This is a genomic window from Pelagihabitans pacificus (genome assembly GCF_009371985.2).
GTDB lineage: Bacteria > Bacteroidota > Bacteroidia > Flavobacteriales > Flavobacteriaceae > Pelagihabitans > Pelagihabitans pacificus.
In genome coordinates this window covers 1,497,090-1,517,190 of sequence record NZ_VIKU02000001.1, presented here as the reverse complement: position 1 = coordinate 1,517,190, position 20,101 = coordinate 1,497,090, and the positions used below count along the sequence as shown (strand labels likewise).

At 42.4% G+C, this 20,101-nt stretch carries 17 protein-coding genes; all 17 read left to right on the top strand.

The window, feature by feature from the left end; genetic code table 11:
* Positions 1-123 precede the first annotated feature (123 nt).
* The 17 genes from FK220_RS06605 (at position 124) to FK220_RS06525 (ending at position 20,058) form a co-directional block, all read left to right on the top strand.
* A complete protein-coding gene (locus FK220_RS06605; protein ID WP_152573460.1) occupies positions 124-807 on the top strand; it encodes a toxin-antitoxin system YwqK family antitoxin in 684 nt (227 codons plus the stop codon).
* 66 nt (positions 808-873) lie between these two features.
* Positions 874-2,049 carry a bactofilin family protein gene (locus tag FK220_RS06600; RefSeq protein WP_152573459.1) on the top strand — a complete coding sequence of 392 codons (1,176 nt, stop codon included), beginning with the start codon at positions 874-876 and terminating at the stop codon, positions 2,047-2,049.
* Entirely contained in the window at positions 2,027-2,398 is a 372-nt protein-coding gene (locus FK220_RS06595) for a hypothetical protein (protein WP_152573458.1), read from the top strand. Before FK220_RS06600 ends, FK220_RS06595 begins: the two co-directional genes overlap by 23 nt.
* Positions 2,382-2,861 carry a hypothetical protein gene (locus FK220_RS06590; protein WP_152573457.1) on the top strand — a complete coding sequence of 160 codons (480 nt, stop codon included), beginning with the start codon at positions 2,382-2,384 and terminating at the stop codon, positions 2,859-2,861. Before FK220_RS06595 ends, FK220_RS06590 begins: the two co-directional genes overlap by 17 nt.
* Positions 2,851-3,990 (top strand): type II secretion system F family protein, encoded by a 1,140-nt coding sequence (locus tag FK220_RS06585; RefSeq protein ID WP_152573456.1) that lies wholly within the window; start codon positions 2,851-2,853, stop codon positions 3,988-3,990. The genes FK220_RS06590 and FK220_RS06585 overlap by 11 nt, the downstream gene beginning before the upstream one ends.
* A gap of 50 nt (positions 3,991-4,040) precedes the next feature.
* Positions 4,041-4,481, top strand: coding sequence for a type IV pilin protein (locus tag FK220_RS06580; protein ID WP_152573455.1), 441 nt, complete (start codon positions 4,041-4,043; stop codon positions 4,479-4,481).
* 4 nt (positions 4,482-4,485) lie between these two features.
* A complete protein-coding gene (locus tag FK220_RS06575) occupies positions 4,486-4,971 on the top strand; it encodes a prepilin peptidase (protein ID WP_152573454.1) in 486 nt (161 codons plus the stop codon).
* 11 nt (positions 4,972-4,982) lie between these two features.
* Complete coding sequence (locus FK220_RS06570) at positions 4,983-6,401, top strand: GspE/PulE family protein (protein ID WP_152573453.1); 1,419 nt, start codon at positions 4,983-4,985, stop codon at positions 6,399-6,401.
* Entirely contained in the window at positions 6,401-8,323 is a 1,923-nt protein-coding gene (locus FK220_RS06565; RefSeq protein WP_152573452.1) for a type II secretion system protein GspD, read from the top strand. Before FK220_RS06570 ends, FK220_RS06565 begins: the two co-directional genes overlap by 1 nt.
* Positions 8,323-9,519: a PilN domain-containing protein gene (locus tag FK220_RS06560; protein WP_152573451.1), complete on the top strand. Its 1,197-nt coding sequence runs from the start codon at positions 8,323-8,325 to the stop codon at positions 9,517-9,519. The genes FK220_RS06565 and FK220_RS06560 overlap by 1 nt, the downstream gene beginning before the upstream one ends.
* Entirely contained in the window at positions 9,512-10,039 is a 528-nt protein-coding gene (locus FK220_RS06555; protein ID WP_152573450.1) for a hypothetical protein, read from the top strand. The genes FK220_RS06560 and FK220_RS06555 overlap by 8 nt, the downstream gene beginning before the upstream one ends.
* Positions 10,023-10,979: a hypothetical protein gene (locus FK220_RS06550; RefSeq protein WP_152573449.1), complete on the top strand. Its 957-nt coding sequence runs from the start codon at positions 10,023-10,025 to the stop codon at positions 10,977-10,979. The genes FK220_RS06555 and FK220_RS06550 overlap by 17 nt, the downstream gene beginning before the upstream one ends.
* Position 10,980: 1 nt before the next feature.
* Positions 10,981-11,466, top strand: coding sequence for a hypothetical protein (locus FK220_RS06545; protein ID WP_152573448.1), 486 nt, complete (start codon positions 10,981-10,983; stop codon positions 11,464-11,466).
* Positions 11,467-11,553: 87 nt separating this feature from the next.
* A complete protein-coding gene (locus FK220_RS06540; RefSeq protein ID WP_152573447.1) occupies positions 11,554-12,066 on the top strand; it encodes an OmpH family outer membrane protein in 513 nt (170 codons plus the stop codon).
* Positions 12,067-12,148: 82 nt separating this feature from the next.
* Complete coding sequence (locus tag FK220_RS06535) at positions 12,149-13,099, top strand: autotransporter outer membrane beta-barrel domain-containing protein (protein WP_152573446.1); 951 nt, start codon at positions 12,149-12,151, stop codon at positions 13,097-13,099.
* Positions 13,100-13,136: 37 nt separating this feature from the next.
* Positions 13,137-13,727, top strand: coding sequence for a hypothetical protein (locus tag FK220_RS06530; protein WP_152573445.1), 591 nt, complete (start codon positions 13,137-13,139; stop codon positions 13,725-13,727).
* A 13-nt stretch (positions 13,728-13,740) separates the two neighbouring features.
* On the top strand, positions 13,741-20,058 hold the full coding sequence (locus FK220_RS06525; RefSeq protein ID WP_152573444.1) for a hypothetical protein: 6,318 nt from the start codon (positions 13,741-13,743) through the stop codon (positions 20,056-20,058).
* Positions 20,059-20,101: the final 43 nt, after the last annotated feature.

The window sequence follows — 20,101 nt, the reverse complement described above, 5'->3', positions numbered from 1 at the left end:
TATTTCCTTGATTTTCAATCTCCGTCAACATCATTTGAAAGTAAAAAGATTCCAATTATTTAAAAATAGTCAGCTCGTTTTCATTACTTTGTCGCATCAATTTGTCATAATCCCTTTCATTTTATGAAATTTTATCTAACCGCTCTCTTATTCCTGTCCTTCTTTTTGTTTCCAAGCAAAAACGTACAACGCAAAATAATTTCAGATAGCGAATTCAACTATACTTTCTATGTCTCTACGGAAGATATAGCTGCCAAAAAAGGACCGAGGTACTATTACTGGTACAAAGCTGGGGAGATTCATTCTTCACAAGGAGGCAGTGCAGGAGACTTATTGCACGGAGATTTTACAAAAAGTTATAAAGACAATAATCTTGCCGAACAGGGAAGTTTTAAAAAAGGACTAAAGGACAATCTTTGGAAGAAGTGGTATAAAAATGGACAATTGTATGAAATAGCTAGTTGGAAGAGTGGTCTTAGAACGGGACAGTATCTCCAGTTTTCCGAAGCAGGCCAAGTAATGATTAGTGGAAGGTTCAAGAAAGATATGAAGCATGGTATTTGGATCAACGGAACTACTAACGACACGGTATTCTTCAAAAAGGGGGTTGAAATCGATAAGCCCAAAAGATATAATAGAAAACCCTTGACCAAAAGAATTACAGGTTTCTTCAAGGAGTTGTTCAGAAAAAAGGAAAAGAACGACCCTTCAAAAAAGCAAAAGGCTGATAAAAAGGGCTTAAAAGCTAAAAAACAGCCAAAAAATAAAAAATCGAAAAAGCAAAAAAAAGTAAAAGAACAACAGTAATTTCTAAAAATGGTTAAGGCAGGTTCTTTGTTATATGCAGTATTTGTCTGCCTTTTAATTTCGGTGATGAGCGCTGCGCTCATCTTTATCTTTAATTACAATTTGGAACTGTCTACACGGCAGGCAGTACAATCCGATCTTATTGACCTATGCGATTCCTGTACAGAGTTTTACCTATCCGATCCCGATAACTTCTCGGACCTTAGGTCCGAAAAACGAGACCTCTTTGATAATGGTTTGATTTGTGGGTTCTCCAAAAAAAAATGGGGGTCTTACACTGTGTTGACGGTACAGGCTTTTTTTAAGAAAGATACTATTCAAAAAAGTGCTTTTGTGGGGCCGCGTGAAGGCAAAGACAAGCTGGCACTGGTAGTTTGTGACTGGGACGAACCGTTAAAAATATCGGGGTTAACCAAAGTAATAGGCCCCATGAAACTCCCTTCATCAGGATATAAAATGGTCAATATCTTAGGAAACAATCAACTCAACAAACCCCAACTTTCAGGTGCCATTACCAAATCTTCCCAATCGCTTCCCGAAATAACTACAGTGGCTCCGTTAATGGAAAACACCAGCGGTATAAGAACAAATCTATCCAAGATTGACAAGCGATCCCTTTTATACAATGATTTTAAAGAAACTCCTATAGTAATCGAATTGGACATGGGTGAACAACTCAATAACCTTTCGTTTAAAGGGAACGTCCTCATCAAATCGATCGACACCTTGTATATCGATTCTTCTACCGGCTTGAAAGACGTCATCGTTCAGGCTCCCAAGATAGTTATCAGGAAAGGGTTTGAAGGACGTGCCCAGTTCTTCGCAGAAAAAGAAATTTTTGTAGAAGAAGCGGTGTTATTGGCGTACCCTTCGAGCCTTGTGGTAACATCGGGCAATAGCCTATTAGATAAGAAAATCACCCTTTCGAAGCATAGTAAGCTCTATGGAGGGGTCGTCATGGATGCCACGACTTTCGACGAAAAAGAAGCTAATAAAATAATTGTCGAGGAAGATGCTTCTATAACGGGAACACTGTTTTGCAACGGTAGATTACAACTGCAAGGAACCGTAAGAGGAACGGTTCATGCCCACAAGCTGCAATTGGAAACCAAGAGTGGTAAGTACGAGAATACATTACTAAACAGTACGATCGATGCGGTGAATATCCCAAACGGGTTTATTTATCCCCCCCTGTTCAAAACACAAGAAAAAACCCCCTATGGAATCGCCAAAACCCTCTAAAAGAGGTTACATAGCCGCAAGTTCGCTTATCGAGTCGGTAATAGCTATCACAATCATCACCATTTGCCTTTTGGTAGCACTCAAATTATATATCACCATTTTGGAAGGCCGCCCTTCGATAAATAATCACCGGCTTAAATTTCATGTGGATAAATTGGTTGCTGAAATGAAACTGACTCCAAATTTTGACTCCGAGCTATATGATTTCAAAACGTACAAAATCAAAAAGACCGTTTCCGACCATGGGAACCAACTACATTTAAAAAAAGTTAGTTATACCATTCAGGGGCAATCCGATACAATTACCTATCATTATTTGATACTAAAAGAAGATGAAGACCAACCTTAGAGCGTTTACCATCCTGGAGGTATTGATCAACATTGTTATCATGTCGATTATCATCGGGATGGTGTATTTTGTCTATTCCTCTTTTTCGAAACAGATTTATTTTTATCGGTCGGATGTGGAGGAAGAGCTTGCGTTGAGTAGTTTTTGCCTACGACTAAAGGCCGATTTTTTTCAGGCCGAAAAGATTATTGGAACAGCCTATTCTTTTGAGGTGGTACGATATGATACGAATCGCATCCAATACGAAGTCGCAAATGGTTTTATTTATCGAACGCAGGCCGGAAATCGAGATAGCTTAAGAATCGATAAGATCGAAATTTCTTCAAAAATAGACCCGATTACCAATGAAAACCTGATTCGGAAAGCCCAGTTGAGCACTATTCTTTTTGAGGCACCGATGGAGTTCACGGTCGCAAAGAAATATCCTAGTATACTAGATAACAATACGGATTATGGGGATTGATATCAGTAAGATAAACACCAAGTCAGAGGCAAAAAAATCTCCCGGCACGTTTTCGCTCGATTTTCTGAACAAAGAATTCAGCCTCTCAAGGAAAATCGGTGCGAAGCAGCGGGAAGCCTTGTACAAAGACCTTTATACCTTGCTGAATGCCGGGGTAGATTTCAGCACTGCCCTTGATATTTTGGCCAACCAGCAAAAAAAGAAAGCTATTAAAGCGTTGATTCTGGATGTCAAAAATCAAATCATTAACGGGCGTAGCTTTCATGAAGCATTGCGGCAGACAGGGCAGTTTACCGCTTACGAATACTTTAGTATCAAGATAGGGGAAGAAACCAAAAAATTACCCTTAGTCTTGATGGAACTGCATAAGTATTTCAAGAGGCAAATAAAGCTGCGCAAGCAGATAGTTTCGGTTATTACCTATCCAACGTTTGTACTGGCACTCACGGTAGGCGTACTTTATTTTATGCTTACCTACGTGGTTCCCATGTTCAAATCGGTTTTCAACCAATTTGACGCCGATTTGCCCAAATTGACAAGAAATATCATCACGCTGTCCGAAAAATTTCCGATGATAACGATAGTGTTCATCGGAGTGGCGCTATTGTTGACCGCCATTTTCAAGATATATGGTAAAAATAATACCTTTCGCGCCTACAAATCCAAAATCCTTTTGAGGATACCCTATTTCGGAAAACTGACAAAAATGATTTATCTGGCGCGATTCTGCCAGTTTTTAGATTTGTTGCTTACTTCAAAAACCCCATTGACCGATTCATTGGGTATGGTGAAAAAAATGATAGGCTTCTATCCAATTGAAAACTCCATCGAGCCCATTAGAAAGGATATCATTAAAGGCTCTTCTTTCTCGAAGGCAATGGCAAAACATCACATATATGAATATAAGATGATTTCAATGGTAGAAGTTGCAGAGGAAATCAACGAGTTAGACGCGATGTTTTCAAGGTTGGCCGATGAGTATGATGAGGAAGTAGAGCATAGGACCAAAATGATCGGAGTAGTTTTGGAACCACTAATCATCATTTTTATTGGCTTAATTGTCGGAATAATCATGGTGGCCATGTACGCGCCTATGTTCGATTTAAGTAAAATTATCAACGGTGGGTAAATAGGAATTGGAAAAAAAGTTTAGTTTTGTAATGTTAAAAAAATGTTATAATGTACTTGCGGTTTAAGAATTTTCAACAAAAAAATAGGAAAGGTAAGTACTATGCCGATGCCTATTCTATGACGGAAATCCTGATTGTACTATGTATCATCGGAATTTTATTATTGATGGTTTTGCCTAGTCAGACATCTGTCATATCGCAGGCCAAATCAATCGAGGCCCAGAGCATGCTGAACCATTTGTACGGATTGCAGAAGAATCATTTTTACCGCTATTCAAGGTATTCCGCAGATTTTGAGGAAATAGGTTTTGAGCCCGCACCGACAATCGACGAAGGAGGACAAGCGGTTTACAAAATTGAAATCATTGAGGCTTCCACCAATTCGTTTCGGGCAACGGCTACCTCCTTATCTGACTTTGATGACGATGGCAATTACAATACCTGGGAAATTGACAACAAAAAATCGCTGAAAGAAACGGTAAAAGACTGATTAAGTGGAGATTTTTTTGGAGGCAGTCCTCTTTGTGTTGCTACTGCTTGTTTTTTTTCAGGACATGAAGCACCGGACCATACATGTTGCCTTGCCGTTTACCATCGCGATAATCGGAGTCATTTTCTTTTTTAAAAAATCCTATCCTATGTTGATTCTTTGGTATAATTTTTTATTCTTGCTGCTTACCTGCATAGGATTATACCTGTACCTTTCGCTGAAAGAAAGGAAATTGGTAAATCCTTTTAAGTCGATTGGCAAAGGAGATTTTCTATTCTTTTTAGCGGTCATACCATACTTTTCGACCTCTAATTACATTTTATATTTTATCACCGGAATGTTCTTTTCAATTATTGCATTCTTGGTAATCAAGACCATCACAAAAACCAATTTGGTGCCCTTGGCAGGGCTATTGGCGTTTTACATGATCGTATTAAAGTGCATCGTTTACGTAACCGACCTTGATTTTTTGGAAGCCGAACTTATTTGACCAACCAACCGATGATATCAGAGATAACGCTGACCGTTGAAGAACAGCAGGTCATCAATTCAGATCTTGCCCATAACTACGGGATTATTCCGAAGGAAATGGATGAGTTTGTCATTGGGTTTTTTGTAGACGAATCAAAGTTATTCGAGACCTTGCCGGATGAACTGGAATTGATTCTCGGGAAAAAGGTCAAATTATTTCCTGCCCCGGCAGAAAAAGTCGCCAAAGCATTATCACAATACTACAGAAGGGGAAGAGGGTCAACCACCGATTTGGAAACCGGTAAAAATTTTAATATTTCTTCCCAAGACTTCTTACAGGACCTCATTTTTGAGGCCAAAGCGATTGGGAGTAGTGACATTCATTTTGAGGTCTTTAAGGCCGATGCCCGAATACGATATCGAATAGACGGAAAACTTATTGAAAAGTATAAGATAGAAAAGGAGAACTATTTAGAACTTGTCAATAAGATAAAAATCAAATCAAACCTTGACATCACCGAAAAAAGATTGCCTCAAGACGGCCGTATTAATTATGACGACTTCGATATTAGGGTATCTATCCTTCCCACCCTGCATGGTGAAAAAATCGTCATGCGTATTTTAGGAAGGGACACCGATCACTTAAGTATTGATAAATTGGGAATGGCCGAGGATGAAAAAAGGCTTTACTTGGAGGCCCTTAAATCATCTAAAGGAATTATTCTAATAAGTGGCCCCACAGGTTCCGGAAAGACTACCACGCTCTATTCCAGCCTGAAACTATTAAACGATATCAGAACAAACATCGTTACCGTTGAAGACCCTATAGAATATACCTTAAAAGGAATCAATCAGGTGCAACTACGGGAGGATATCGGCTTGACGTTTACCAGCGCCCTTCGAACTTTTCTAAGACAGGACCCCGATATAATAATGCTGGGTGAAATCAGGGATGGTGCAACCGCGGAGATGGCGATACGGGCAAGTTTAACCGGCCATTTGGTTTTATCTACCATACATACAAACTCAGCCTTGGGGACCATTTCAAGACTGGTTGATATGGGTATTCCTGCGTTTTTAATCGCGGAGACCCTTAAAATTTCCGTGGCGCAGCGGTTGGTACGCAAGCTCTGCAACAATTGCAAGCAGACACACGAAACAGTGAAGGAGGAATATGAACACGAAGCTTTCAAAAGTATTGCAAGACATTATAGCCCAATAGGTTGTGAAAACTGTTTCTATACGGGGTATAGTGGCCGTACCGCCATTTACGAGGTAATCCCGATCGACGCGTCGCTTGCGCAAGAAATAAAGAAAAGCGCATCCCATTTGGAATCATTTATTTCTGAAAAGAATGTTTCCAGGCTTTTTGATAAGGCCATTGAACTCGTTAAGAACGGAACAACCTCGATCGAGGAAGTATATTCCATTATAATAGAAGCCCAATAATGAAAAAAGTAGTTATACTAAGCTGTATGTTGTTTGTGGGCTTTGCGTTCCCCCAGAACCAAACACAAACATTGGAAGAACTATTCGAAGAGATTGCCAAGGAGCAAGCTGGTCTCGATGAGCTCACCGAGTTGGATGTTGCAGGTCTCACGCTGTTTGAGATCATTACTTCCTTGGCAGAGGAACATCGAATTAATGTGAGCGCAGACCCTGGACTTTCCGAAATGGTAGTCAGTAATTTCTTTGACGTAAAAGTAAAGGACATCTATATATTTCTGGCCAATAAGTATAATCTCGAGGTCGGATACATGAACAACATCATAACATTTAAAAAGCGGGAAGTTCTGAAAGAGGTCCCAAAGGAACAACCCAAAAAGCCAATCGATATTACATTTAATCAGGCAAATGACTTTTTATCGGTGAAATTAAAGAACGATTCCCTGCCCTTGGTCGCGGAACGGATTACCGAATTATCCAATAAGAATATCGTTTTGGCACCTGAGGTGAAGACGATGAAAGTATCGGCCTATATCATTAACAGGCCTTTTGACCAAGTGATAGAAATGATTGCCCGTTCAAATCAATTGGTCGCTTCGGTGGACGAAAACGGCTTTTACTTTTTATCGAAGGATTTGGAGGTCGCCCAAGTTCCAGATCAAGGAAGAAGAACAGCCGGACGGCGACGGGGATCTACCAGAAATACGCAAAGTACGGGCACTGCCGGTGATTTGGAAATAGCCTTGAACGAACAGGGATTTTTAACGATACGTGCATACGAAATCGATGCTGCCACCTTAATTTCCAAGGCTTCCGACTTACTCAACATCAATTACTTCTTTTATGACAAACCCGATGAGGCCATATCGACTTTTTATTCGGAAAGTATTGATTTTGATAATTTGTTGAACCACCTTTTCAAAGGAACCAGATACACCTCAAAAAAACTGGACGATCTATATCTCATCGGACTCCAGACTACGGAGGGACTCAGACAAACGGAATTGATACAACTCGAGAACAGGACAATCGAGACCGTTCTGAACACGCTGCCCAAGGCCTACGTTCAGGATGTAGAGATGCAGGAGTTTGTTGAACTTAACGGAATTTTGGTATCTGGATCTAAACCGATATTGGAGGAGTTGAAATTGGTGATCCAACAATTGGATAAAGTAGTGCCTTTGGTGCAAATTGAAGTGCTTATTGTGCAGTACCAAAAGGGGTATGATATTCAAACAGGCTTACAGGGTATATTGAGCGAGCAGGGAAAGGACGTGAAAACAGAAGGGGTGTTGTTTCCCACGGTTGACGCCACGGTGAATTCGACTTCGCTGAACAAACTGATCGACGCCTTCAACGGTTTAGGTATCATCAACATCGGAAAGGTGGCTGAAAACTTTTATGCAAACTTGACCGCCCTGGAAAACAACTCCATCATCGAACTAAAATCCACTCCGAAAATTGCTACGCTAAGTGGTCATAAAGCCAATGTTTCCATTGGGGAGACCAATTACTATTTTGAACAAACCAACCGGCTGATCAATTCGGGAATCAACGATAATATTCTGCAGTCGGGCCAGTGGAAACCTACGGAGGCTAACTTGAGTGTCGATATTCTACCCTATGTTTCCAAGGATGAGCACATTACCTTAAACATCATAGTGGAAAAGAGCGCCTTCCTCGGGCGGGCGGGAGAAAACGCTCCTCCCGGTAAATCAACCCAAAAATTCGAGTCTTTGATACGGGTAAAGAACAACGAAATGATATTGCTGGGCGGATTGGACGAATTGGAAAAGGAAAATTCCGGAACAGGAACTCCTTTTCTTGCAAGAATTCCGGTAATAAAGTGGTTCTTCAGTAGCAAAAGAAGGTCCAAGGAAAAATCTAAACTACACGTGTTCATCAAACCAACCGTGGTCTATTAATGGTTCAGAAAGCACTAAATAGTATACTGTCCGGCAAGAAATTTCTTTGTATCGAAGTGCTGATGCAGGAAGATAAGACCCACTATCATGTGATAGAGGTTTGGCAAAAGAACAATTCATTGGCCATAGATTCTTCGTCCAGCTATATAGGTTTTGACGCACTCATGGAACAAATTCCAAAAGATAGACCGACCCTTTTATCTTTTACAGGCCAAGGAATTATTTCAAAAAAGATAGCGAATACCGGAAACTATCGTTCCAACTTGCTCTTCAATGCGAATCCCGATGACTTTTACTGGTATGAATTGGTACATTCAGAACATGTCTATGCTTCCGTGGCACGAAAATCCGTAATAGACAATGAACTCGAGGCATTTAATAAAAATCAGGTTTTCGTTGTAGATATTAGTATCGGTCCTTTTGTTATATCCACCATAAAGCCCCTACTGCCGGATGTAAGTTCGCTGTTTTCCAGGAATTTTAAGCTTGACTTTCAAAACAATAAAATATCCGGTGTTGCCAAACTTGCCCAGATAGACCATGAAACTTCCTATGATATCGACGGGGAGACGATTACAACCAAAAACATCGTTTCTTTTGCGACACTGGTACAGTATCTTTTTCCCAATACCGATATCGACTTCGAAAAGGATTTTCTCGAACCCAATAGGGAAGAACTTAGGTACCGGAAGGCTTTCAACACTACCGGCATGGTGGCCCTACCCGGCTTTCTTATTGCCCTTTTTGTAAGCTATCTTTTACTAAGCCATTACCAACAGGCCTATATCGATTTACAGGTATCGCTCGAGGAAGAAAATATCGCCTACAATAAACTGGTACTTCTCGAAAACGACAGGGATAATAAAGAAGCAATATTGAACGAATCGGGCTTAAACGATAGTAACTTCCTGAGTCATTACCTATCGGAAATCACAAAGGAAGTCCCGTCTGAAATTAACCTGATCACCCTTTACATTTTTTCACCTACCACCAAGATCAAGCCTGGACAACGAATTCTTTTTAACAATGATGAGGTAGAAATTACGGGGGAAACATCTTCGAATGATGCTTTCGCCAACTGGATCAAGGCCATTAAGGAATATCCTTGGATAGAAAATCTTGAAATCGTTGACTTTCGCAAAGAGGGCACAAGCAGTAATTTCGAAATCAGGTTAAAACTAAAGTTCAATGTTTGAGAACATGTCTTACAAGAAAAAGTTTTTTGCCTTAATCGGTCTTTTGATCGTCATGGGGATTGCTGCCTACAAAAGATCGTTCTCGGTAGCTTTCGACGCTTATGACAATCTACAGTCCTCAAAATCAAAACTTGCCCAGGTAAGCAATTCTCAACAGAAAATCACTTCCTTGAAGAGCGAGGTAGCGTATTTGGATCAAATCATAGGAAAGAAAGCTGCCAATGCCGATGTGGTGCAACAGGAAATCTTGAATACGTTCAATAGCATTGAAAATGGAGCCGACCTGGTGAATTTGGAAGAAATTCATATCGCCAGTAACGAATATTTCAACATCTACACGAACCGATTGATTTTATCCGGTTCATACAAAGATTTGTTGGAGGCTACGTATCGTTATGAGAAAGAATTCGACTATTCCCGTGTGGTAGGCCTTAGGTTTTATATCGAAAAAGAACCGAGAACTAGAAGAAAAAAATTATTTGAACAGATAATATTTCAGAATTATGAAAAGATTCCTTAGCATATCACTAATAGGATTGCTGTTATCTTCAATCGGCTGTGATGATGTCCTAGAGGAGGATATCAGCGATGACAGCATTACAATCATAGCACCATTGGATCAGACGGCTTTGGAGGGGAATACCGTGCAGTTTAGATGGAATCCTTTAGAGGGGGCCGACGATTACCGCATTCAGATTACTGGGGAACAGCAATTTCTGGTGTTGGATTCACTGGTAAGCACAAGTGTCTTTGACTATCAAATAGACCCCGGAACCTATCGATGGAGGGTGAGGGGTGAGAATTTTGCTTATACGACGCCATACACTTTTGAGGCCACTTTTTCCATAGCCGCCTCCCTGGATTTGTCCGGTCAGCAAATCGCACTTACAGGTCCAGCGGACAATGTTTATTTCAATGAGACGGGAATTTCTTTTTCATGGAAAGCCATCACTACGGCAGACTCGTATGTTTTTCAACTATTGGAACAAGAAAACGCTACTGAGACCCTGGTTTTTGAAGACGATAACGTAACGGGTACTTCCCTTACGCTTTCCAATACCACGATTACTGAGGATGCGGAATACCTTTGGCAAGTGAAGGGAGTAAATGTCAGTAGCGAGACAGCGTTCTCCAGCCGAAGTTTTTTCATAGATAGGGAGAATCCTCCTGCTCCGGTGCTAGCGACACCTTCCAATGATGAAAGTTTTAATGTGAACGATATGGTGGATTTTACATGGAATTTCACCGATACGGGTGAGATTCAGTCCAGCATCACGAGTACCATAGAAATCTCATCCGATGAAGACTTCACAGTTATCACCTCAAGCGATACAAACAGCGACGGGGAATTCTCGAGTACTTTTACCATGGCCGACACTTACTATTGGCGGGTTCGCGGTGAGGATGCAGCGGGGAATACAGGGCAATACAGTGTAACGGGTTCCTTCATCGTTAATTAAAATGGACAGGAAGAAAATAAATACGATACTAATTGTTGCGGTGGTCGCGATATGGGGTATTGTACTCTACAAATTTATCGCATCCTATCTTACGGACCCCGATGCCGGACCCATAGCTGAAATTCCTACAAAACCTGCGATTGCAGCGATTAGAAAAAAAGACACGGTTACCCTGAACTTTCCAGAACGCGATCCCTTTTTAGGGACGGTCGTGACCAAATCGAAACCAAAAGCGCCAGCGGTAAGGAAGAGTGTGACAAGAAAACCTAAAAGCCCATCAAAACCGGTGTTATGGCCTAAAATAGAGTATCTGGGATTTGTAAAGTCTAGTGCCAGTAAGGGTCGGCTAGGACTGGTCAGAATCGATGGGAGATTACATCGGGTAAATGCCGGTACCGAGGTGAATGGTCTGCGGATAAGAAAAATTTCCAAGGATGCGTTGGTAATTATGAATGGCAAAGAGGAGCGTAGTTTTGGGAAAAATTAACTTTTTTAATAAATTCTTAACATTTTCCTTTTATAGGAATTTTTTTTCAAATATATTTGATGCTTTCCCTCATCTTCCTATAGTACCATGAATCGGAAAGCCTTATTTTTTGTTACAATTTGTAATACGATTCTCCTACTTATTCTGACGACTTTTTTGTTTTTTAGGTTTGCTCAGGACGAAGACAAAATTGTGTATGTCGATAATATCAGGTTGTTCAATGGTTTTAATATGACCAAGGATTTGAACAGGATCAATGGTGAAAAAATTAACAAACAAAAAAAGAAACTGGATAGCTTATATACCATCTATGGTATTTTTAAAGATAACAACCAAACGGACAAGCTTGGGGCTTTGGAGACACAGTTGAGAAACCAGGACCAGGAATTGAAGAACATGAACGAACGCTTTTCAAATGAAATAAGCCAAGCCGTTTGGAATCGCTTAAATAGCTATATTAAGGATTATGGTGCCGCAAACGGTTATAAAATAGTCCTGGGAACCCAAGGTAATGGCAACGTGATGTTCGCCCAGGAGGGGATAGATATCACGGAAGCGGTTATAAGCTATTCCAATAGCCTTTATGAAGGGGAACTATGAGCGGCCCTTGTTAACAATTTTAACCTGATGAACAAAATGACTTTGTAAACGCAGTAATAAGATACATCTAAACCAACCAACCATGCCCAGAACACGCACCATCAACGTTTTTTTCTGTCTATTTTCATTTTTTCTAGCCAACGCCCAAACCAACTCGACCAATGTTGGGGCGAACTCTGGCACCCAAGGGGATAACAACACCTTGGTAGGATTCCGATCGGGCCAGGTCACTACGGCAAATAACAACAGTTTTTTAGGTGCTTTCAGTGGACGTCAAAACATAGACGGCCAAAACAATACCTTTGTTGGTCACAATGCAGGAAGAAATAATGTTTCGGGGAATAACAATTTGTTTATCGGCCAAGGAGCGGGAAGAAATTTAGTCGATGGTAATAGAAACGTATTCTTAGGCCCGAATGCCGGGAACGATGCCTCGGGATCACGCAATGTCTTTATCGGATTTCAGGCAGGTTCCTCAGAAACCGGGAACAATATGTTGATTATTAACAACAACGATGCCAACACCCCGTTGGTTTATGGAAATTTCGGTTCTGGTCAACTTGCCATCAATACGACCACCATGCCAGCGGGCACCGCCTTGACCGTAGGTGGAAACGCACTGGTGGACGGTGCGTTGACGACCAATGGCAAATTATCGATTGGTACTACTATCGATGACCCCGACTATCAATTAACGGTGAAAGGCGCCATTCATGTACAAGAGGTCAAGGTAGATCTATTGGGGGCTATTGCTCCCGACTATGTTTTTTATGAAGACTACGATTTGAATACGCTCCAGGAGGTAGCAGACTTTATTGCCAAGGAAGGGCATTTGCCGAATATTCCCTCAGCGAAAGAAATGGAGGAAGTGGGGCTACATCTTAAGGAAATGAATTTGAAACTCCTCGAAAAGATTGAGGAACTCACCCTATACCTCATTGATCAAAACAAGACCCTGGAGGAACAGAAGATAACCAATGGGAAACTTCATAAACGGTTGCAAAAATTAGAATCCATACTTGTTAAAGAGTAGCTTTAAGCAGCAATAATATTTATCAAAAGCAACTCTTATGAAGGGTTTTTCCCTAACATCATTGGTTCTATTGTCGCTACTCTCCTACGCCTGTAAGACGGATACGGAGATTGGTAAGGTCGATGTGTCTTACAAGTTTTTCAACTTGGAACGGGCTGGCTGGAAATCTAAATCCATTTCCCATAATTTTTCCGATATGGCCTACACGGCCACTTTGGTGCCGATCCAATACTATATCATCAAGAACGAGGGTTTTGAAAATCCTTCCAGGATTGACTCTATTTACCAATCACACAAGACAGATCGGGTAGTTGAAATTGAGTTTAGACACGATTCCAAAGACGATTTGCTCAAATCGGAGTATACCCGAATGGATTATGAATCGGGCGTGAAGTACATGGCTTTTTCCATTGAGAAAGATTTCATGGCGGTCACAAAATCCGGGGATACGATCAATTGCTCAGGGGTAACCTTGGAACGTAATTTCAAATTGGCCCCCTTTAAACGTTTATTGCTCCATTTTGGGGATATTCCAGAGAACGAACAGATACAACTGGTGTACCAGGACCAGCTTTTTGGTAATGGTATTCTAAAATTCAAGTTTACCGAAACGCCCTTAAAATTATAATACTTTCATAGAAATGATACAAACGATCAGAACCAGTAAGTATTCAAAGATCATTGCCAGTTATCTGGCCCTACAGTTGATTGTTCAAATGACCCAACCCTCGAACTTGTGGGCATTGACCAGCGGACCCTCACAGCCTGAGTTCAATACCTTCACACCTATCGGCACTTCCGATATGGTAGATTTGGCAACTGGTGATTTCAATTACAACATACCCATTATGGATGTCGGAGGCTATCCGCTGAATTTGGCTTATGACTCGGGGGTGACGATGGATCAAGAAGCTTCTTGGGTCGGTTTGGGGTGGAACTTAAATGTGGGACAGATCAACAGACAGGTCCGGGGAATCCCCGATGATTTTAAGGGAGATGAGATGACTTATGAAAATCACATGAAGGATAATGTGACCGTCGGGGTCGAGGCTTCCTTGGACCCCCAGGTTTTCGGATTTGAAACACCTGACAATATAAAAAATAATGGAAGTGCGTCTCTAGGGGTTAATTTACAGTACAATAACTATACTGGTCTTTCCTTCACCCCATCTTATGGGCTATCGTTTAATTTGTCAGAACAGATCAGCGTGGGCATGAATGTGCAAACCTCCGCCACCGAGGGCGCCACGATTTCACCCAATGTTAGCGCGAAGACCCATTCGGGGGAAGACATTGAAAACTTTGTGAATGGGAGGCTGAACGCGGGAGTGTCCTTCAATTCCAACAGGGGCTTATCCTCTTTTAGTCTGGCAGGGAGTATCGGTACTCCTTTTAAGGGAGGTAAAAAAACGATAAGGACCAATGGAAGTCCCAGTAGCACTTACGGTACCATTGATGCGGGAATGGGGGGCTTTGGTAGCCTTTCTTTTGCCAATACCACACTTACTCCAAGGAAGAGAACCGCTTTTAAAGACATTTCCGGTACGGTAGCGGTCTCTGTTGGTACCTCCATTTGGGGTTTAGACGGTGAAGTAGAGATTTCAGCGATGGGAGCGGTCCAGAAGGTAAAGGACCCGTTAAAAATGGAAAAAGCATACGGCTATGAATTTACGGGACACGCCACCCCGGATGATATTCTTGATTATAACCGGGAGAATGATGGCTTGATCAGCAAAACCACGCTGGCACTCCCGACCACGAACTATACCTATGACCTGTATTCGGTAAATGGCCAAGGAGTGGCCGGTATGTTCCGACCTTTCAGAAGTCAGGTAGGCCAGATCAACGACGAATTGGTAGAGGATGAAAGCGACAGCTTTCAATTGGGTGTGGAGATAGAAGGTACGACCTCTTTCCACACTGGGGTCAACTTTACCGCCGCACCTTCGGAGAGCAGAACGGGCATATGGGATACCAAGGCGTTAAAGCATTTTAGACAGCAACGGGAAGATATAAGAGGCAATGGGGAAAGTTTGGATTACGAACCCGTTTACTTTAAGTATGTAGGGGAGCCGAGGGTCGATCAAGATCAACAATTGTTTGAGAATCTGGGGGGATATGCCCCGATTGCCCTTGAAATAGGTGGGGCGAAAAATAGTTTTGACAAACCGGCCGAAAATCAATTTAGGGTGAAAAAATATGATTCGCAAGGGGTTCCTTATTATCCAAGTGCTACGAATAACCCGGATGAACGGCTTTCAGCAATCACGGATAAGTTCAAAAGACAAAATAGGGAGGTAAGAAATCAAGCCGTTCAAAAATTCAGTGTCGGGGAGATCGAGGCGTTATATCCCGAGGGAGGCTATCATCAAAACCGGATTAACACCCATGCGAAGCAAAAAAAACACCATACCGCCGAAATACGTGTTCTAAAAGGGGATGGTGCTACCTATGTCTTTGGGGAAACGGCCTACAACATCGATAAACAGGAGGTAACCTTTTCTACGGATAGTGATAACTATGATTGTGCCACCGGTATCGTTCGGTATAATCCAGGAGAAGATTCGAATGGCAACAGGGCGGGAATCGACCAATTCTATAACAAGGCCGTAACCCCGGAGTATGCACATACGTATTTATTGTCTTCCGTTTTATCCTCCGACTATGAGGATCGTACGGGAGATGGTCCCACCGACGATGATTTGGGTGCCTATACTCTTTTTACGTACGCACCTAAAACGGAATACCAATGGAGAGTGCCCTATGGAACAAGGGAAGCCTCTTACAACGCCGGGCTCAATACGCACCCCAATGACCAAAAGGGAAGTTATATCTATGGAAAAAAGGAACTTAAGTACATCGATAAGATTATTACGAAAACCCATGTGGCAATCTTCGACCTTACACCGAGGAAAGATGCGTTGGGAACCGCAGGCACTCAAGGCGGACAGCCCTCGTCCGGGCAGGAAATGTATAAGATCAAGAGTATCCGTCTGTATTCCAAGCCAGAAGCGGAAGCAGCCAAACTCCTCGATGATATCGAAGGAAACGAGCTGCCGATCACGGCAATAAAAACGGCCCATTTCACCTACGACTATTCCCTGTGTAGAAATGTTCCCAATAACAGGGTTCGGTCTTTGGATGAAAGTGAGATCGATTTTATAAATGAGTCAGGGGAGGTCGAAAATACAGGCAAGCTTACTTTAAAGAAAGTACATTTTACCTACAGGGGATCACAAATGGGGAAATACACTCCCTATACCTTTAACTATGATAATTTCAATCCCGACTACAATCTAAAATCCTACGATATCTGGGGGAATTACAAGCCAAATTCTACTGGCGGTTGTGGCACTCAGGACGACATCACGGCACCCGAGTTTCCATTTGTTCAGCAAGAGGATCGAGTACAGCAAGATAAGTATGCCTCCGCCTGGTCTCTCTCCTCGATTGATCTTCCCTCAGGTGGGCGTATTGAACTAACCTATGAAAGTGATGATTACCAATTTGTCCAGGACCGGGACGCCATGCAGATGTTCAGAGTGGTCGGTGCCGGTAATAACGATGGAACAGGAGGCACATTTGATCCCACTGTAAACCAAGAGCTATACGGTGCTTTATCGGCGGCAGGAACCCAGAATGCAGATGCAAAATACCTATACGTAAACCTGCCGGATGAACAGTCGATTATTTCGTCCGAGGAATTTGAGTTGAAATACTTAAAAGGGATTAAGAACAAGCCACTTTATTTCCGGTTTTTGATGAACATGACAAAAAAGGGAGCTCAATCGAACGCTAGCAAGGACTATGACTATGTGACCGGGTATTTCGAACTTGACGGACGACCTAATACCTTTTCGGTAACCAATAAGGGCATCTTCGCGGCGATTCCAATGAAATTTATAGATATGGAAGGCGTACTGTTCGGTGCCGTTAAGCCTGAAGTGAACCCGATATCCTTGGCAGGTTGGTACTTTGGAAGAAAGGAATTGAATGGGTTTGTATACGGACTTAACCCTGATGCTACGACCCAAAACATCAAAGATATCGCCCAAAATATCGTAAGTAGTTTTGGTGCTATTAAGGATATTTTTACTGGTCCCAATGCGAAGCTCAGAAGCTTTGAATATTTGTGTGCACAGCGTTTTGTTCCAGAAAAATCGTGGATTCGACTATCGACGCCTAAAGAGTATAAATTGGGAGGGGGCTCCAGAGTTAAAAAATTGGTCATGAAAGATCAATGGCGCCAAATGGTCGGTGTAAGCGAGGAGGCAGATCCTCAACAACGTTATGACAAGGAATATGGGCAAACGTATCGATATGATGCGGAAGATGGTGGTTCTAGTGGAGTAGCTACCTTTGAACCCAATGGGAGTAAGGAAAACCCTTTTGTGGAGCCTTTCTACAATAAAGGGGAACGCTTGGTGGCGCCAAAGGAAGTTAGTTATATCGAAAAACCGTTTGGTGCCGAATTTTTCCCTGCACCTGTGGTTACCTACGGGCGTACTACCGTGAGCAATCTGGAGCGGGAAGGCATTACCCGACATGCGACGGGAAAGGTCATCACAGAGCATTACACCTCTAAGGATTTCCCGACCAAAGTGGACTATACCGATATCGATAGCCCGGCTAATTTTGCTACAAATCAAGGGCAATTTTTACAAAATCTGGTCAAAGGACTTCTTGGGGCAAAAGTCCAAGTTAAAAATGAATATACGCTGTCCCAAGGCTTTGTGGTGCATACCAATGACATGAACGGTAAATTGCGAATGCAGAAAGTATTTGGTGAGAAAGCACCGATTACTGCGAGCGATCCCAGTCCCGATACACCCGAACAGCCTATATCCTCTGTGGAGTACAAATACAGTACGCTAGCCAATAATACAGAGGTTTTGGACAATAAGGTACCAACCATTAATAGGAACGGTACAATCAGTACCGACCTTAGAATCGGGGTCGATTACGATGTGGTAACCGATTTCAGGGAAAGCTATTCCAACTCAAGGACCACTGGATTCAAAGGCAATATTGTCACCCTTTTTGTAGGCCCCTTCCCAATTGTGGTGCCCACGGCAATCCCCTCGCGATCCGAAATAGAAAATGTTGCCCACTCGACCATTACAACCAAAGTAATCCATACCACAGCCCAGTTAAAAGAAAAAATCGCCTTTGATTTGGGAGCCAGGGTATCTACCGTAAACGAGGCATGGGACGCGGAAACGGGACAAGTGGTTCTGACGCGTACCATTAATGAATATGATGACGAATATTATAATTTCAACTTCCCGGCCTATTGGTCGTATACCGGTATGGGGCAAGCTTCCAAGAATATAGGAATCAAAGGTAGGCTTGTTAAAAATGGCAACCTCTTTGCTGCCGAAGATGGTACCAATCTAGAAAACTATCTGTATCAGGGAGATGAACTAATGGTCGATGACGGTATTAGTGATAACTCCCAAAGGCTCTGGGTCGTAGGTGTTAATGCTGGCAATGTAAAACTGATGGATGCCTCCGGGGCTATGGATAATGATTTGGACCTACAGGGACCACTTGATTTCAAGGTCATTCGTTCCGGGTACCGCAATCAACAAATGGCAAATATGGCCTCCATTACCTTGATGAAGAACCCGATCAAAAACGCTTCTGGAGATTATTTGACAGCTTTAAACAATACTAGTTTTGTTCAACCTGTCACGGCCAGTACGGACAACAATCTTAGAATTGTCAATGCAAGCGCCGTTGAATATGACGATTTTTGGAATTGTCAATGCGAGAACGACCTGCCTTTTTTACCGCGTTCCGTTGAATCGTCAGCTGATTTAGCCGATACGCCCATTGAAGACTTTGGGTTCAATCCGTATCTGGTCAACGCCAAAGGAGAGTGGCGCGCTAAAAAATCCTATGCGTATTTGACCGAGCGAATCCCAGTTACCAATATTGGCACCAACAAAGTGAATACCCGAAAAGAGGGCTATTTTAAAGAATATACGCCTTTTTATAATTTGATATCGGGTGCTTGGGAACGGAATGTTTCCGACACGGAGATTGACAATGAGCAGCAATGGACTTTTGCCAGTGAGGTCACCCAATACAGTCCATATGGGGCTGAATTGGAAAACAGGGATGCCCTTGACCGGTATTCTTCGGCACAGTATGGCTATAGTTATACCCTGCCCACTGCAGTGGCATCCAATAGTGCATACCAAGATATGGGAAGTGACAATTTTGAGGATTATGGTTATGGCGACATTAATTCGTTGTACGGCCACTTTAACTTTCAGGAGACCGTCGACGGGGATGCGGGTGACAATGCCTTTATCTCGGATGTCCGTTCCCATACAGGTCGCAATAGTTTGGTCTTGCGTCGGGGTGATGAGGTGTATCTGGAGAGGCAGTTAAGAGGTGAACTCCGTCCGAATATGGATCAGGATAAAGATTCAATACCTGATGATAAGGACAATTGTCGGTATACTCCGAATACCCTTCAATTGGATTACGACGGGGACGGAGTAGGGGACGCCTGTGACGACGATTCGGTTCCAACGATAACCAACATAGTCAAAAGCGATCAACGCAATTATGGTTATGGTAGTTGGGGTATGGAGGCCAATTTTGAAATTCAGGGCAAGGCCAACGGAGTAGTTCGCTACGCTGTCAGGGTTAATGACAATGGTGTGCGAGGCGGTTACTATCACATCAATGGCACCAAATACGAGACCAGTGCGGGAGATCAATTTTTCGATCTTCGGTTGGATGCTACCGGGAGAAAGAAAATCAAGTTCAATGTAGATGCCAATCGAAGCCCAAGTGGTCGCGCTGGAAGAAACAGAAACCGTATCGAGGTCGAGTTTGTATTGTTGCACAACCTCGGATACGGTCTGTCCCCCTCTGTTTGTGTTGACCCTAAAGGATATCGAAAAGACCGTAGTGGTAGGGGCAGGGTCTCGGAATGTGATTGAAAATACTGACAAGACAGCATTTCATGAAATATTTCGTGGAGCT